The sequence below is a fragment of the Pseudomonas kribbensis genome, from assembly GCF_003352185.1.
GTDB classification, from domain to species: Bacteria; Pseudomonadota; Gammaproteobacteria; order Pseudomonadales; family Pseudomonadaceae; genus Aquipseudomonas; species Aquipseudomonas kribbensis.
In genome coordinates this window covers 3,129,142-3,146,326 of record NZ_CP029608.1, presented here as the reverse complement: position 1 = coordinate 3,146,326, position 17,185 = coordinate 3,129,142, and the positions used below count along the sequence as shown (strand labels likewise).

General features: G+C 54.4%; 13 protein-coding genes. 9 read left to right on the top strand and 4 right to left on the bottom strand.

Translation table 11 applies throughout. The features are described from left to right. Nucleotides 1-32: 32 nt before the first annotated feature. The 5 genes from DLD99_RS14275 to DLD99_RS14255 all read left to right on the top strand — a co-directional run bounded on the left by DLD99_RS14275 (nt 33) and on the right by DLD99_RS14255 (nt 6,599). Nucleotides 33-893, top strand: coding sequence for a putative selenate ABC transporter substrate-binding protein (locus DLD99_RS14275; RefSeq protein ID WP_085709856.1), 861 nt, complete (start codon nt 33-35; stop codon nt 891-893). Continuing rightward, on the top strand, nt 890-1,687 hold the full coding sequence (locus tag DLD99_RS14270; RefSeq protein ID WP_114882974.1) for a phosphonate ABC transporter ATP-binding protein: 798 nt from the start codon (nt 890-892) through the stop codon (nt 1,685-1,687). Before DLD99_RS14275 ends, DLD99_RS14270 begins: the two co-directional genes overlap by 4 nt. Beyond that, entirely contained in the window at nt 1,681-2,508 is an 828-nt protein-coding gene (locus DLD99_RS14265; RefSeq protein ID WP_085709854.1) for a PhnE/PtxC family ABC transporter permease, read from the top strand. Before DLD99_RS14270 ends, DLD99_RS14265 begins: the two co-directional genes overlap by 7 nt. After that, the gene (gene phnE, locus DLD99_RS14260; protein ID WP_114882973.1) at nt 2,505-3,272 is read left to right on the top strand and encodes a phosphonate ABC transporter, permease protein PhnE; all 768 of its coding nucleotides are present in this window, start codon (nt 2,505-2,507) and stop codon (nt 3,270-3,272) included. The genes DLD99_RS14265 and phnE overlap by 4 nt, the downstream gene beginning before the upstream one ends. Nucleotides 3,273-3,587: 315 nt before the next feature. Then, nucleotides 3,588-6,599: a DEAD/DEAH box helicase gene (locus tag DLD99_RS14255; protein WP_114882972.1), complete on the top strand. Its 3,012-nt coding sequence runs from the start codon at nt 3,588-3,590 to the stop codon at nt 6,597-6,599. 66 nt (nt 6,600-6,665) lie between these two features. Here DLD99_RS14255 and DLD99_RS14250 read toward each other — a convergent pair whose 3' ends face one another. After that, the gene (locus DLD99_RS14250; RefSeq protein WP_114882971.1) at nt 6,666-7,085 is read right to left on the bottom strand and encodes an Imm50 family immunity protein; all 420 of its coding nucleotides are present in this window, start codon (nt 7,083-7,085) and stop codon (nt 6,666-6,668) included. A 167-nt stretch (nt 7,086-7,252) separates the two neighbouring features. On the opposite strand from DLD99_RS14250, the gene DLD99_RS14245 reads away from it, so the two are divergent. The 3 genes from DLD99_RS14245 (at nt 7,253) to DLD99_RS14235 (ending at nt 10,933) form a co-directional block, all read left to right on the top strand. Then, nucleotides 7,253-9,676 (top strand): AAA family ATPase, encoded by a 2,424-nt coding sequence (locus DLD99_RS14245; protein ID WP_114882970.1) that lies wholly within the window; start codon nt 7,253-7,255, stop codon nt 9,674-9,676. Between the two features lie 185 nt (nt 9,677-9,861). Beyond that, nucleotides 9,862-10,218 carry a DUF7079 family protein gene (locus DLD99_RS14240; protein ID WP_114882969.1) on the top strand — a complete coding sequence of 119 codons (357 nt, stop codon included), beginning with the start codon at nt 9,862-9,864 and terminating at the stop codon, nt 10,216-10,218. Nucleotides 10,219-10,573: 355 nt separating this feature from the next. Further along, a complete protein-coding gene (locus DLD99_RS14235; protein ID WP_114882967.1) occupies nt 10,574-10,933 on the top strand; it encodes a DUF6124 family protein in 360 nt (119 codons plus the stop codon). Between the two features lie 189 nt (nt 10,934-11,122). On the opposite strand, the gene DLD99_RS14230 is transcribed toward DLD99_RS14235, so the two are convergent. Next, a complete protein-coding gene (locus DLD99_RS14230; protein ID WP_085709845.1) occupies nt 11,123-11,782 on the bottom strand; it encodes a carbonic anhydrase in 660 nt (219 codons plus the stop codon). A gap of 215 nt (nt 11,783-11,997) precedes the next feature. On the opposite strand from DLD99_RS14230, the gene DLD99_RS14225 reads away from it, so the two are divergent. Continuing rightward, nucleotides 11,998-12,564 carry a TetR/AcrR family transcriptional regulator gene (locus DLD99_RS14225; RefSeq protein WP_114882965.1) on the top strand — a complete coding sequence of 189 codons (567 nt, stop codon included), beginning with the start codon at nt 11,998-12,000 and terminating at the stop codon, nt 12,562-12,564. 81 nt (nt 12,565-12,645) lie between these two features. Here the strand turns inward: DLD99_RS14225 and DLD99_RS14220 are convergent, their stop codons facing one another. Beyond that, nucleotides 12,646-14,049: an efflux transporter outer membrane subunit gene (locus tag DLD99_RS14220; RefSeq protein WP_114882963.1), complete on the bottom strand. Its 1,404-nt coding sequence runs from the start codon at nt 14,047-14,049 to the stop codon at nt 12,646-12,648. 4 nt (nt 14,050-14,053) lie between these two features. Then, entirely contained in the window at nt 14,054-17,185 is a 3,132-nt protein-coding gene (locus DLD99_RS14215; RefSeq protein ID WP_114882961.1) for an efflux RND transporter permease subunit, read from the bottom strand.

Genomic DNA, 17,185 nt, shown 5'->3' with positions numbered 1-17,185 from the left:
CCGATCCTGACGCCCATGAAACGGAGATTCCCATGCTCAAACGCACCCTGGCACTGACTGCAGGCCTGGCCCTGTCCTTTTCCACCCTGCTGGCCCAGGCCGCAGACGTGTTGAAAGTCAGCGCGATTCCCGACGAGGCCCCGACCGAACTGCTGCGCAAGTTCGAACCGCTGGGGGCTTATCTGGAGCAGCAATTGGGCATGAAAGTGCAGTTCGTTCCCGTGGCCGACTACCCGGCCGTGGTTGAAGCCCTGGCCACCGACCGCCTCGACATGGCCTGGCTGGGCGGTTTCACCTTCGTCCAGGCACGGCTGAAAACCGATGCCACCACGCCGGTGATCCCGCTGGTGCAGCGCGAGCAGGACGCGCAGTTCACCAGCAAATTCATCACCGCCGACCCGAACGTCAAAAGCCTCACCGACCTCAAGGGCAAGACCTTCGCCTTCGGTTCGGTATCGTCGACTTCCGGCAGCCTGATGCCGCGCTACTTCATGCTCAAGGACGGCATCAAACCGGAAACCTATTTCAGCCGCGTCGGCTACTCCGGTGCCCACGACGCCACCGTCGCCTGGGTGCAGGCCGGCAAGGTCGACGCCGGTGTGCTGAACGCCAGCGTCTGGCAGAAACTGGTGGACGCCGGCAAGGTCGACACCAACAAGGTCAAGGTCTTTGCCACCACCCCGGCGTATTTCGATTACAACTGGACCGTGCGCGGCACCCTCGACCCGGCGCTGGCGGCGAAGATCAAAAAAGCCTTCCTCGCCCTCGACCCGGCCAACCCCGAGCAGAAGAAAATCCTCGATCTGCAGGCGGCCAGCCGCTTCATCGAAACCAGCCCGGACAACTACAAAGGCATCGAGGAAGCCGCCCGCGCCGCCGAACTGCTGAAATGACCCTGAGCCTCAAGCAAGTCTTTCTGCACCACGCCAACGGCGTCGAAGCCCTGCGTGGTGTGGGTTTGCAGATCAACAGCGGCGAGCAGGTGGCGATCATCGGCCCGTCCGGCGCCGGTAAATCGAGCCTGCTCAACCTGCTGGCCACCGCCATACGGCCGAGCAGCGGCGACATCGACGTGCTGGGCCAACGGGCCTGGCACTTGTCCGCCCGCCAACGCCAACACCTGCGCGCAAAAATCGGCCTGGTGCATCAGGCACCGCCCCTGCCGCCCCGGCAACGGGTGGTGACGGCGGTGCTGGCCGGCAAACTCGGGCAATGGAGCCTGGGCAAAAGCCTCGTCAATCTGCTGCATCCACTGGACATCCCCGGCGCCCGCGCGGCGTTGGCGCGGCTGGATCTGGCGGACAAACTCTTCAGTCAGTGCCAGCAACTCTCCGGCGGCCAATTGCAGCGGGTCGGCATCGCTCGCGTGCTGTATCAGGCGCCGGAGGTATTGCTGGCGGACGAACCAGTGTCCGCCATGGACCCGGTCCTCGCCGGGCATACCCTGACGGTGCTGTCGCGCCATGCCCAAGAACACAACGTCACACTGGTGGCGAGCCTGCATGCGGTGGACCTGGCGCTGGCGCACTTCCCGCGCATCATCGGTTTGCGCGAGGGGCAGATCCTGTTCGATTGCCCGTCCGATCAAGTCAGCCACGACATGCTCGACAGCCTGTACGCCAACGAACAACTGCAATCCCCGGCGCCGGCCCTGACGCCGCTGATTGTGCAGATTCCACGATGCTGAGCACCGACACCCGCGACCCCGCAGCCCTGCCACGCCTGTTGCTGACACTGCTGGCGATTGCCCTGCTGTGGCCGGGCATTCAGCTCAGCGAACTCGACCTCGGCGTGTTGCTGCATGCCGACAGCCAGAGCGAAATGGGCCGCTTCGTCTCGACCTTCTGGCCGCCCGCCCATGACCGGGACTTTCTGCAACTGCTGCTCAAGGCCACCCTGCAAACCCTGGCCATCGCCACGGCCGGCATGGCGTTGGCACTGATATTGGCGGTGCCGGCCAGCCTGCTCGCCAGCCGCGCCTTGTCACTGTCCGCTGCATCCCACGGCGGCCGACCGAGCCTGTTGGGCCGACTGCTGCGCTGGCCCGTGCGCGGGTTGCTGATCTTCCTGCGCAGCGTGCCGGAAATCGTCTGGGCGCTGCTGTTCGTGCGCGCCGTCGGCCTCGGCCCGGCGGCGGGCGTGCTGGCGATCGCCATCACCTACAGCGGCATGCTCGGCAAGGTCTACGCGGAAATCTTCGAATCCACCGACCAACGCCCGGCCCACGCCTTGCTCCAGGCCGGCAGCGGACGCCTGGCCAGTTTCGCCTATGGCGTGCTGCCCAACGTCGCGGCGGAACTGCTCTCCTACACCGTCTACCGCTGGGAATGCGCGATCCGCGCCTCGGTGGTGATGGGCTTCGTCGGCGCCGGCGGCCTCGGCCAACAGATCGACCTGTCGATCCGCATGTTCGCCGGCGGCGAAGTCGCCAGCATGCTGCTGACCTTCCTCCTGCTGGTACTCGGCGCCGACCAACTCAGCCGCCTGCTGCGCTGGAGACTGACATGAAGCGCCTGATCAACACGGCGCTGATCCTCGCCATCGCCTTCGCCGTCATCGCCTCGTTCGCCTACCTGGGCCTCGACCTCGAAGAACTCGGCAGCGCCACCAGCCTGAAACAAATGGGCTCGTATGTCGGCCGCTTCCTGAGCCCCGACTTCAGCGCCGGTTACCTCAACGCCATCCTCCACGGCGCCATGGAAACCCTCGCCATGTCCGCCCTCGGCACCCTCCTCGCCGCCCTCCTGGGACTGCTGTTGGCACTCCCCGCCGCTGGGCGCTTTGGCTGGTTTTTTCAGAGCGCCGCCCGCCTGCTGCTCAACGGCCTGCGCGCGATTCCTGAATTGGTATGGGCTGCGTTGATGGTGTTTGCAGCTGGCCTTGGGCCTAACGCCGGCACCTTGGCTCTGGCCCTGCACACCACCGGTGTACTTGGGCGGCTGTTTGCTGAGGCACTGGAAAACACACCGCCGGAACCGGCGGAAGCGATTCGGTTGCAAGGGGGGAATCCGGTTGTGGCGTTCTGTTACGGGACCCTGCCGAACCTGGCGCCGCAGTTGCTGGCGTACTGTTTGTATCGGTGGGAGAACAATATCCGGATGGCGAGTGTGCTGGGATTTGTTGGGGCTGGGGGGCTGGGGCAGATGTTGTATGTGAGCTTGAGTCTGTTTCAGGAGGCGCAGGCGGGGACGGTGATTTTGGCGATGTTGGGGTTGGTGCTTGGGGTGGATTCGTTGAGTGCGTGGAGTCGGGGGCGGTGGGTTAAAGCGTAGGATACGTTGTTGCTGAAGTCGGCCATAACCTGCATCCGCGAAGGTCCGGCTTTGGCCAAAAGCGACCGGCTACCATCAATCCGACATACTCAAAATCTAACGTCGGCAGCAGTTCAATAGCGGACTAAGCGGCAATCGTTGTCGAACCCGATGCGCCCTTCAGCCACTGGCGCACTGAAGGGGCATCTCCCCGCTCAAGAACACCTTATGGATTCGGTTGCTAATACCAATTCATGGCACTCTGCTACTCTTGCTGACCATGGCGCATGTCTAACAAGTTGACATGAGAACACCTTAATCGCATGGAAGACTGTTGTGGATATTCTGGAATATTTGGACTCTGCAAAAGAACGCTTGAGGAGTTGCCAACTGGAGGCAGTCCGCAGTTTCGTCGCGTACGCTGATGAGAACGAATCAGATAGAGCTTTTCTGATCAATCTGCCGACAGGTGCTGGAAAGACTGGGGTTATCTCGCTCATATCGCATCTGTCCAGTGCCTCAAAAATACTTGTGATATGTCACCGAAAAGCTGTTAAAGACCAATTATTTAAAGAAATATCAAAAAAATTCTTTCGAATCACGATTAAAGATGCAGACTTCGAACTAAAAAAGACCTACCGAGATTCTAATTTTGAACAAGGTGAAGGCATTTACATAACTAGCTTTCAAAAATTGACAATGCTTGGCGATGATGACCTTGACCAAGTTCAAAAAGACTTTGACTTGATCATCGTGGATGAGGGGCACTCTGAGCCATCCCCTGTTTGGCGAGAAATAATACGTCAGTCCTCTGCCATGAAAGTAGTAATTACGGCCACGCCATACCGTAACGATTTATTCGAACTAAATGTAAGCACCGAACACTTTTATGTATTTACATTCAAGGATGCTGTAGCTGCTGACGTTATCACAGAGCCCTTCTATGAACAAATTACAGACGAACCTAGCCTGCTCGAAAGAATCAAAAAATATCTTGACACTAATGATCGGTTAAAATGCATTATTAAATGCAAGAACATTGATGACATACAAAAATTTCACGAACTACTGTCTCCGCTATACACAACCGCGAGCGTGCATGAGCGATTGGAAATCGATGATGCGCAGAATAAATTCAAGAGGGTTGGTCCAGCACTGAAGATAGAAAATCTCAGAATTATCATACATCAACACAAGTTAGATGAAGGCATTGACATTCCTGAAGCCAAGTTGCTAGTTTTAACTTACGAATTAGGGAGTGGTCGTGAGCTAGTACAGGCCGTCGGTCGTATAGTTCGAAACTACGAAGAAGCGCAACCACTTGTATTGGACCTCAGTCGCGGCGCAAATGAGGGAATGTGGGAAGGCTATCTAAAATTTGACTATTATCTTGCCAGCGGAGGAGCCTCAGAGTTTGTAAGCTCACTAAGCACGACTTACTTGATTGAGTCCTTCCTCGAAAGCTTCCCTAAATACAGCTATTTTGATGGGAAATTCAAAGAGCGGGTCGACTTAAATTACCTGAGCCCGGAGGATGACCTCAAAATCCCTAATGCGTCGGTATGCTTTGTACAAAAGGAAGAGGATTTCTCTCTGCCATTATTAATGGATAGGTTGTATTGGGAACTACATGGCGCAGGAGCTCTGGTAAAGAGCTATGAAGGTGTACTCGACCTAAAAGTAATGATTTACGTAGAATTCAACAGTTCGAAATTTTTCTCAAACAAACTTTTTTTTGAGCCAAAACTTCATGTGATAATCGTGAAGGAAATTGATTCCGGCGTAGCGATTTTTGATAGCGGAGGCGGACGCTATTACAATCAAGAAAAATATCGCCTCCGCAATGCCATTCATATTGACAAGCTTACGGCATTAGCAGCTAAAACAAAGATTCGTCAGATAAAAGAAACTCATGCCCGAGCTATTGGACAGGCCGTCCGTCGTCCAGAAACTGTGGCATTAAAAGGACAAGACCTTGACGGTAGCCGCAGTAGTCAGAGCAACTCTCGATACGCTCTGACAATGGTAAAAGTCGACAATATTGGACTGGATGGAAAGAAAGATAGTAGTTTCTATATTGGCGCGAGGTCCGGGAGGATCGTAGATCAGAAAGAGTCCAATTTCACACTGTACGATATTTCGCAGTGGATCGACGCGATCAGTGAGTGTATCGAGGCAGGCGGAAATGCTGGACGACTTATTAAATCTTATGCTCAACCGATAGCTGATAAACCCGATGCAAATATTCTTTCGGTACTACTGGACTTTACTGAACTAGATGGGCCCACATTGATCGGGCAAGGCGAAATTCACGCTGATTTTCTCTACATAGACTACGATGAAGGAATAATTTTTGATGCGCACGGCGAAACAATAGCATTAGCCCTTGTGTTTCGGGATGACACCTCCTGCTTTGAGGTAAAACTTTGCGGCATATCCAACAAAAAAGAAGATCAGCAGTGGATAGTTGAGTATTTAAATCGCGGAGATCGACTAAAAATATTGTATGAAGATGGCACGACTTATTTAGGTGGAGCGTTCTATAAGCTGGCACTTCCTTATGAGATGGGAATTGCCGCTCAAGATAGCTTTTCAGGAAACTCATTATTTCCTCTTGTTGAAATGCTAAATAGCAACCTCAAAGAAAAAGGCCACGTTAACGATCATAAATATTACCGCACCACTAAAGATAGTTTTGACCCTGATTCAATTTTTCATCTTATTGACAAATTAAAAGGCTACGGAGACCCAGCGACCCCACTCGGAGAACTAGGGCCTTTCGCTCAGTACATTCCTGGTTGTGATCTCGTGCTTTGCACTGACATGGGGGTTGAACCGGGTGATTTCATTTTGTCTTCACCAGAGAAACTTTGTTTTGTACATGTCAAATGCGGGGATGCTCGGAGGCCAAAATCCTCAGCGGGCGCAATAGCCGAGGTCGGCAGCCAAGCTATAAAAAACATCCATATGCTTGTTTCAAGCAATAAAAAAATCAAGCCAGGAAATTTTTCAACGTGGCACCAAGCTTGGCCATCTAATACTGCGGAATATCCACTGGACACGAGATTCAGATTGGCCAACGGAAAAATTAACCACACTCCTCCAACAGACGACTCTCTCTCCAAAAATGTATGGGAACTTATCTGCAAGCGCAGAACATCAATGCGATGTAAAAAAGAGATTTGGATCTTGGCTGGCAACTCTTTTTCCGCTAAACACTACATTAAAAGTATGGAAAATCCACTCACCTGTCAGCCTGCAAGCATTCAGGCGTATCAGCTTATAGAGGATTGGTTGAGCACTGCAGATGAACTGGATGTAGATTTGAAAATTTTCACTGCTCCTTAAAGAAAGAGTATGGGACAGATGTATTTTCCCGAAAAAAAATCTGTCCCTTTTTTAGACGCATGATCATCAATCTAAAAGGTTCGTAAATTCGCCAATTGCGACAGTGTTACAGCGAATGACTCCGCCAACCCCCCAGATCGAAAGCAGTTCTGCAACGATTGATGAATCCTGTAAGCGTTTGAATTTAATTGAATCGAGTACGTTCTGTTGGTTGAAGTCCTTCAGCGACGAGTCCTGGAGACCGTCGAATATCAGTTCGATCAGTAAGCTTTTGCGGAAACAGTATTCAAAGACCGCTGTACCCGCCCTCACCACTTCATGTTCACGATAGTAAATGCGGAGCTTTGCGACGGTGCCTGAGTTGGCATGGTGAAGTGGCCGTGACACCGAAAATGAAATGACTTCCGCATCGTGAAACGATGGCCAGAAACCAATGTTGCCAATCATACGCCCTGCTCCCTGTATCAGCTCTTCTGCGGCATCCATGGCTTGCCTCTCAAATGAAATCGTTGACGGATTTTAGAATAGATATGAGAAACAAATCAGTCCCCTTTTTTCTGTCCCCTTTTTTCTGCGAATTTTTTCTCACTCCTTAACTGTCGAGTTTGTATTTCTCGACTACCCTTAGAAAAGTAAATAGGGAGGAAAGGCTAGTGATACATCAGATAGATATAGAACGCTTTGGAAGCTTTAGCGATTTAGATTGGAAAAAATCCGTCCGGGATAGCGGAAGAAACGTTCAGGACTTAAAACGCCTGAATATTTTATACGGACGTAATTATTCCGGAAAAACCACACTCTCGCGTTTGTTTCGCGCTTTAGAATTACGTAAAACGCCCTCTAGCTACACTGACGTATCCTTCACCATTCGCGGTGACAATGGAAATGTCGCACCCTCATCATTGCTTACTCACAACTATGACGTGAGAGTCTACAATCGCGACTTTGTAACTGATAATCTGAGCTTTCTTGTCAACCAAATTGGAGGAGAAATAAAAACCTTCGCCATTGTCGGAGAAAAAAACAAAGAAATTGATGACGCGATAGAAGCCATAGAAACAAAACTCGGCAGTACTGAAGGAAAATCCGGCCTCCGTTTCGAACTAGAAGCTAAAAAACTAGAAAGGGATCGTATCAAAGGCAACCACAAGGCCGTCTCCGATTCATTGGAGGAAAAGCTAAGGTCACACGCAAACAATAAAATCAAAAAAAATCGCGAATACGGACTTTCAACCTACAATATCGACAGCATCAAAAGGGATATTAACACTGTAAAAAAACCAGATTTCTCCCCACTTACGACCGAGGAGCAAACCACAAAACTAAATCTACTAAAACAAGAAGCTCTACCCGACATAAACGAAACATTAAGCATCAAATTAAACCTAAACTCTCTACGCGAAACATCCGAACAACTTCTATCAAAAAAAATCACCCCAACAAAGCCAATTCAAGAGTTACTTAACGACAGCATTCTACAAAACTGGGTCAAACAAGGTATTAATCTTCATCGTCAAAAACGAGAAGATTGTGCCTTTTGCCGACAGAATTTGCCCCACGAACTTTGGCAAACGCTGGATTCCCACTTCAGCAAAGAGTCTGGCGATCTTGAGACTGCTCTTGATTCTGCAATCCTTACTGTGAATAGCGAGATCAATTTAGTTGCCAACCTCAATAAATTTACAAGCGACCAGTTTTATACAGATGAGCGTCCGGCATTCCACACAAATAGCAAGGCTCTTTCTGATGCGTTAACAATCTACAGAAAGGATGTCGACGCACTGAAACAGGCTTTGGAGAGCCGCAAAAATAATCTTTTCCAAACCGTCGCCTTAGCGCCTCCTAGTTACAACGAAGAAGACGTGCAAGGTTACGTCAACGCAATAAATACTTTAATTTCGCAAAATAACACTAAAACCAAAACACTTGAGAAAGACAAAGCTTCTGCTAGGGAGGCGCTTCGACTAACCGATGTTCACACATTATTCCAATCAATTAAATATGAGTCTGAGCTTGCAAGAATCGAAAATCTGAAAACCAGCCTTGATACAGCAAGTACAATTTATGAAAGTGCGGAGAGTGAAATTCGTGAGGCCGTAGCAAAAATCTCAAGCTTACGAGCCACGCAGAAAGATGAGCGCAAAGGCGCCGAACAAGTAAACTCCTTGCTCAATCACTTTTTTGGACATGATGGAATCAAGCTTGAGGCTAAAGATGGATCAGATCAGAAAACCGTAAAATTCGAAATAACCAGAAACGGAACCTCCGCGTACAACCTAAGCGAGGGAGAATGCAGCTTAATTGCATTTTGCTATTTCATAGCAAAATTAGACGAGGCTGAAAACAAAGGAAAAGAGTTAATAATCTATATAGACGACCCAATTTCAAGCCTGGACAATAACCACATTTTCTTCATGTTCAGTCTAATCGAAAGCTTAATTACGAAACCTCTTAAAAACGATGACGGATCAAACAAATATCGCTACAACCAACTTTTCATCTCTACACACAACTTAGATTTTTTAAAATACCTCAAGCGCCTTTCAATTCCAAAGAAAAAGATTCCCACAGGAGATGGCAAAACAAAGAGCGTTGAAGATAGCGAGAGCTTTCTAATTGAGCGCAATGGCTCAGCCAGCAACATTTTATTGATGCCAGCCTACTTAAGAGATTACATCACTGAATTTCACTACCTCTTCCATCAGATCTACAAGTGCAAAAACCAAGATGCCGCAAACTTAAATCATGAACCTTTTTTCGGCTTCGGCAACAACCTGAGAAAATTTCTTGAAGCATTTCTGTGCTTCAAATACCCCTATCACGACGACAAAAACGATGCCTTTGAGCGGATTAGAAAATTCTTTGGAGAGGAGGAAGACACGGCGGTAGCGCTTATAAATCGTTTAAACAATGAGTTCTCGCACCTTGAAGCCATACCCGACAGAGGATTCAAGCCAGTGGAAATTCCTGAAATAGCCAGAGTGGCAAACTATGTCCTAGACAAGATATACAATTCTGACTCCGCCCAATACAACGCCCTTCTAAAAAGCATTGGGGAGCCCGAACGAACCTCTTGAGCAACCAAAAGGAGCGGACTTATTTACTGATAATAAGTCCGCCCCATTCTTTGTTATGGAGTCAAAATGGTCGAATTTATGCTACCCCCCTTTTTTCACCCCAAAAAAACCAGAGTACTCTTTCAAAAATCCACTATCTCACCTTGTCTCCATTCAATGAAAGGCGAACAAAAGGTGTTTTGGTTTTGAGACATCTTCTGACTGAGCCACAGCTAACCAACATCAGAGCTGCCCTCTCCTGGCCTTTCAACGATTTACCCGTCGAATACGATTATGTGGCTGCGGAAGTCAGAGGCATCGATTCTGACGTGCTCTACGAAATCCTTTATTCGGAGGTCGCGCCGGTGTGCTTCACCAACCTTCTGGCCGCTGTGCCCTCGGTATGGACTGGCTTCGATCCAGACTCACTCAGAATCATGATCGAGCAAAGGCTGGCAGCCAGGGAGAGCAGCTGGTTTCGCAGGCAATTGGATAAGGCGTTGGTTCGCTGGCTGCAATACAACTACGGCTACATCTGGAAGGAGATTTCTTCCAGGCTTTGAGCGATTAAACAGGCCGCGTTTAAAGCAACCTGCCGTAACTTCCCCAAGGCTACAACGCCTTGCGTCATTGCCTACGACTACGCCAGAATCCGCCGGCTTGTGCGTCTACGACGCGGGTCTTATCGTTTCCCGGTCACTGAAAAACAGTGATGGGGTTTGGTAGCCCCGGATATCGTAGGTTGCATAAGCATCATGATGTGCAGTGTCTGTAAGACTCCGCGTTATGGTGGTCATGCACAGGGCGTCTTCGGGCGCGCCGGTTTCCTATGTCCCGGTCTACCAACCTGAGCATGGCCGCCACCCTTCGTTTGGTAGCGAACGTGACGGCTCCCATTGATGACGTAGGAGCTACACCATGATCAAACCAACACCCAACCCACCCGAAACCGACCCAACCTCCCCTTACGAATTTCCCGATTCGAAGAAATTCCACGACGCCGCCGAGCGTGCTCTGGATCATTACCTCTCCCCGTCTTCCCGGGTGATGTCGTGCTGCATCGATCCCGAGCCGATGTTCCGGGCCAATCCCAAGTACAACACTGAATCCCTGTTGGCCAACGCCAGCGAGTCCCTGGGTTCGGCCACCGAGATGTTGAATAACTTTGCGTCCACGCTCGAACCCTCGCATCGCAAGACGGCGTTGGGGATTGCGCAGGTGGTGATGGTCGCCGGGTTGGCGGTGAATCAGGCGCTGGATCACGTCGAAGTGGCGTAAGCGGTCGGTGGCTGTAGAAGCAGTCGATGGTTGCTTCTACAGCCATTCACTCAAACCAGTACGGCAAAAACTTCGGCGCGGGCTCGATCAATAGGTCACCGGATTGAAGAAAAACATATCCGGAATCAAAAACGTCCCGAGCCCGAACGACAGAACGAAGCGATCTCCGTCCTGACTCGTCCCTAGGCGTTACACCTGATCAACGTTGCGCGCAGCGACGGCAACGGTGGTCGGTGAATCGGAAAGTTTGATGAAGCGGCGAGTGGCGCCATCCAGCGCATCGATGCAGCCCGCCTCGATGTCGTAGACCCAGCCATGCAGGTTCAAACGCCCCTGCTCGAGCGCCAGTGCCACCGATGGGTGAGTGCGCAGGTTCGCCAGTTGTGCGATCACGTTTTCACGCACGAGGCCGTCGAGCTTGTCACGCGGCGTATCGAATTCATGCGCGGCATTGATCGCTTTCGCGGCGTCCGAGTGGCGAAGCCAGTTGGCAACGGCCGGAAGATGATCCAGGCACGTGCAGCGTGAAATCGCGCCCATGGCCCCGCAATCCGAGTGGCCGCAGATCACGATGTCCTTTACGCCGAGCACGGCAACCGCGTATTCGACGGTGGCCGAAACGCCACCCGGTTCAGGGCCGTACGACGGCACGATGTTGCCGGCGTTGCGGATCACGAACAGCTCGCCCGGTTCGCGCTGTGTGAGGAGTTCAGGTACTACACGGCTGTCCGAGCAGGTGACGAACAATGCCTTGGGGTTTTGTTCTGTCGCGAGCTGCTTGAATAGCTCGACACGTTGCGGATAGACCTCGCGCTGGAAACGCAGAAAGCCATCAATAATGTCACGCATGGAATCCTCCAAATCAAAATGCCGGATACCGACACGAGCACTCGACATGCCCTCGCGCCGCAATGGTGGTCATTATTGCAGACCTCGCGCGCATTGGATGTACTCAATCAACGGTGGACGATGCCTGGCCGGGGTTCCGGGGGAATTTCAACTGGTCGGGTGCAGGCCTTTTCCTGCACAATCCCACGCATTGAAATTCGCTCCGAGACCCACTGATGTCCCTGACTCCCCAAGACGAACGACTCATCAAGGCACTGGCCCTGGCCATCGTTGATCGTCCACGCGCGACGCTCAAGGAACTGGCTGAAGCCGCCGGCGTCAGCAAGGCGACGCTGCACCGTTTCTGCGGCACCCGTGACAATCTGGTGCAGATCATGGAAAGCCACGGTGAGACCGTTCTGAACCAGATCACCACCACGACCGACCTGTTGAATGGCGATCCGGTGCAAGCCCTGCGCGGTCTGGTGAATGAGCATCTGGCACATCGTGAAATGCTGGTGTTCCTGCTCTTTCAGTATCGCCCCGACACGTTCACCGACACCGATGAAGGCAAGCGCTGGCAGTTTTACCTCGATGCCCTCGATGCCTTCTTTCTGCGTGGCCAGCAATTGGGCGCGTTCCGTATCGACATCACGGCGGCGGTCTTTACCGAGCTGTTCCTGACCATGATCTTCGCCATGGTCGATGCCGAGCGCCGTGGGCGTGCCGCCAGTGCCAACTCGGCCAACGTCGTGGAACAGATGTTCCTGCATGGCGCTGCCAACCCTACCCGTCCTCAATAGCATTTCACCCGCAAAAAAGCCCCGCGACCTTTCGATCCACGGGGCTAACGGGTTGGATGCGCCAACCCGAAGGAGCTCCTTTCAGGACTTGTCCGGCGACCAGCCTCCGCCCAGCGAGCGGAACAGATCGACCAGGGCTATCTGCCGCTGGGTGCTGACCTCGATGAATGCCGTTTCGTTGACGAAACTGGTGCGCTGGGCATCGAGGTAACGGAGGTGATTGTCGACGCCACCTTCATAACGCGCCTTGGCCAGTTTCAGGGTTTCGCTGCTGGTGTTGGCCAATGCGCGTCGGGCTGCTTCTTCCCGGCGCAGGGTGTCGGTGGCGGCCAATGCATCGGCGACCTCGCGAAACGCCGTCTGAATCGTGCCCTCATACGCTGCCACCGCCGAGTCCTTGCGCGCTTCTGCCAGGCTCAGGCCGGCACTGTTGCGCCCGGCATCGAACAACGGCAATGACAGGTTCGGCACAAAACTCCATGACCGCGAGCCTCCGTCGAACAAACCGGACATCTGCGCGCTGGACGTGCCGAAACTGCCGGTCAGGCTGATACGCGGAAAGAACGCCGCCCGAGCAGCGCCGATGTCGGCATTGCGCGCCTGTAGTCGATGCTCGGCGGCGAGGATGTCCGGTCGGCGCTCGATCAACGTGGAGGTGGTGTCAGGCGCAATGTCCTGAACCAGCATCGGCTCCGTCGACAGCCGTTCAGGAATCGCCTTCGCCGCATCCTTGGTGCCGAGCAACAACACCAGCGCGTTGAAGGCCTGCTGTTTCTGCCGCAGATTGCTTTCCTGTTCGGCGCGGGATTGCTCTACCAGCCCCAACGCTTCCTGATAGTCCAGCGCTGTGGTCGTGCCGTTCGAGCGGCGCTGGCTGATCAGCGCGAACGAGTACTCGCGGCTGATCAGCGTTTGCTGAGTCAGCTCCAGACGACGCTGGGCGCCATCGTGAATCAGATAAGCCTGGCTGACTTCGGCGATCAGGGCGATCTGCGCGGCGCGGGCCGCTTCTTCGGTCGCCAGATACTCTTGCAACGCAGAGTCAGTGAGGCTCTTCACCCGGCCGAACAGATCCAGCTCGTATTCAGGCAGCGACACGCCGACCTGATAACTGCTGGCAACTCCCGCCTGGCCATTGCTGGCCAGATCCGCCGGCAAGCGCTGACGATTGCCGGATGCAGCGGCATTCAAGCCCGGCACCCGGTCGGCCCGCTGGATGCGGTATTGCGCCCGGGCCTGTTCGATGTCCAGAAGCGTCTGGCGCAGCGAGCGGTTGTTGTCCAGGGCGATCACCACCAAACGGCGCAGCTCGGGATCGACAATAAACGTCTGCCACGCCAGTTGATTGATCGGACTGCCCTGCTTCGTCGTCTCTTCCGCCCAGTGCTCCGCAACCGGCGCGACAGGACGCTCATAAGTCGGTGCCAGCGAGCAACCGCCCAGCAGCAGGGCGATCACCAGCGTAGAGAATGCTGAAATACGCATGGAATCACTCCTGAGCCAAAGCGGGTTGTTCGACAGGCGCGGGTTTGCTGCGCAACCGCGACAGCACCCAGACAAAACAGATCGGTACGAACAGCACACCCAGCAACGTCGCGCTGAGCATCCCGCCGATCACACCCGTACCGATTGCACGCTGACTCGCCGCCCCTGCCCCGGTGGCCAATGCCAACGGCACTACACCGAGAATGAAGGCCATGGAAGTCATGACGATCGGACGGAAACGCAGGCGCGCGGCCTCGATGGCTGCATCGCGCAGGCTGTATCCCTTCTCCCACAGTTCCTTGGCGAACTCGACGATAAGGATCGCGTTCTTCGCCGCCAGACCGATGATGGTGATCAGACCGACCTTGAAGTACACGTCGTTGGGCATGCCGGCGACCATCACTGCGAGTACTGCACCAATGGCGCCGATTGGCACAATCAGCATCACCGTCAACGGGATAGCCCAGCTTTCATACAGTGCAACCAGCAACAGGAACACCACCAGGATCGCCAGCGCGAACAATTGCGTCGCCTGACCGCTGGAGACCTTTTCCTGATACGACAGCCCCGTCCACTCGTAGCTGAACCCTGCCGGCAATTGCGCGGCGATTCGCTCCATTTCCGCCATGGCTTCACCGGTGCTGTAGCCCGGCCCGGCGTCACCGACAATGCGGATCGACGGATAACCGTTGTAGCGCACCAACTGCACCGGGCCTTCCTCCCAGTGCGTGGTGACGAAAGCGCTCAGCGGCACCAGATTGCCGGCGCTGTTGTGCACGTACAGTTTGAGCACGCTTTCCGGGGTCATCCGGTCGCCCTGCTCGGCCTGCACCACCACACGTTGCTGACGACCGGAGTTGGTGAAGTCGTTGATCACTTCGGAACCGAACGCGGCGGACAACGCACTGCTGATGGACTCGAAACTCACGCCCAGGGTGCGGGCCTTGTCACGGTCGATCACTACGCGCAATTGCGGCGATTCAGCCAGGCCTTCCATCATGGCGTAGAGGATTTTCGGGTTGCCGTTGGCTTGACCGAGCACCTGGTCACGGGCGGCGAGCAAGGCTTCGCGGCCGAGGCCGCCGCGATCCTGCAGGCGCAACGCAAAACCGCCGGAGTTGCCCAAACCGTCAATCGGTGGCGGTGGTACCGCCATCACGGCGCCGTCGTTGGTCACGGCAAATTGTTCGTTCAGCGCCATGACCTCGGCCATCGCCGATTGATCTTCGCCACGCAGCGACCAGTCCTTGAACACCGGGAATGCCAGCGCCGCGTTGTCGCCCATCCCGGAGAAGCTGAAACCCGAGACCAGGAACATCGACTGCACGGCATCACGGGAGGCGAGATAGCGCTCAAGCTGTTCACCGGTCGCTTCGGTACGGGTACGGGTCGCGCCCGGTGGCAACTGGACATCGACGATCATGTAGCCCTGGTCTTCCACCGGCACGAACGACTCCGGCAAGCGCAGGTAGAAGTAACCGAGCATCGCGATAATGCCCAAGTACACCAGCATCATCCGCCCGGCACGTGCGACCAGTCCGTTGTTGAGAATCGAGTAACGCTCGGTGAGCCGCGCAAAACCACGGTTGAAGGCGCCAAAGAAACCGCGCTTTTCATGGTGCCCTTGAGGAATCGGCTTGAGCAGCGTAGCGCACAGGGCCGGAGTGAACGTCAGCGCCAGGAAGCCCGAGAACAGAATCGACACCGCCAGCGATACCGAGAACTGCTGGTAGATCACACCCACCGAACCGGACATGAACGCCAGCGGCATGAACACCGCCGACAGCACCAGGGTGATGCCGATGATCGCACCCGATACCTGCCCCATGGCCTTGATCGTCGCGTCGACCGGCGACAACCCTTCTTCGGCCATGATCCGCTCGACGTTCTCCACTACCACGATGGCGTCGTCCACCAGAATGCCGATGGCGAGCACCATGCCGAACATGGTCATCATGTTCACCGAGAAGCCCAGCAGGTACATCATCACCAGCGTGCCGAGCAGACACACCGGCACCACAATCGACGGAATCAGCGTGTAGCGGATGTTCTGCAGGAACAGGAACATCACCAGGAATACCAGCACCATTGCCTCGATCAGGGTGTGAATCACCTTCTCGATGGCAACGTCGACGAAACGCGAAGTGTCGTAGGGAACGGAGTATTCCACGTCGTCCGGGAAGTATGCCGACAGCTCGGCCAGGCGTTCCTTGACGGCCGTTGCGGTCTGGATTGCGTTGGCGCCGGGGGACAACTGGATCGCGGCGGCCACGGCCGGTTTGCCGTTCAGGCGCGAGTTGAAGTTGTAGCTTTCCTGGCCGATTTCCACGCGGGCCACGTCGCCCAGTTTGACCGTCGAGCCGTCTTCGTTGGCTCGCAGGACGATGCGGGCAAATTCTTGCGGATTATCCAGCGTGCCTTTCACCGCCAGTGTCGCGGTCAGTTCCTGCTGGCTGCTGCTCGGCGTGCTGCCGAAGCTGCCGGCCGGCACCTGCACGTTTTGCCCGCGAATCGCGGTGCTCACGTCGTCGATGGACAGCCCGTAACCCACCAGTTTCTGCGGGTCGAGCCAGATGCGCATCGCAGCTTCGGATGAGAAAAATTGCAGCTTGCCGACGCCCGGCACCCGGCGCAGTTCGTTGTTGATGTTGCGCGCGGCGTAGTCGCCCAGTGCGGTCGTGTCGGTGTGCTGGGTGCCTTCCTTATAGTTGAGCGCATAGATCAGCAGGAAACCGGCGCTGGCCTGCTCCACTTCCAGGCCTTGGGTCAGCACGGCTTGCGGCATGCGCGACTCAGCCTTTTTCAGGCGGTTTTGCACGTCGACCTGAGCGAGCTGCGGATCAGTGCCCGGCTGGAACGTCACCGCAATTTCGGCGATGCCGTTGGAGTTGTTGGTCGACTCGAAATACAGCAGGTTCTTGGCACCGTTGAGCGACTCTTCGATCACGCTGGTGACCGAGTCCACCAGCACTTTTGCCGAGGCACCGGGATAGGTCGCCGTGACCTTGATCTGCGGCGGCGCAACGTCGGGATACTGCGCCACCGGCAGCATCGGAATGACCAGCAGGCCGGCCAGAGAGATGAACAGCGCCACCACCCAGGCAAAGTTCGGGCGCTTGATGAAAAACTTGGACAT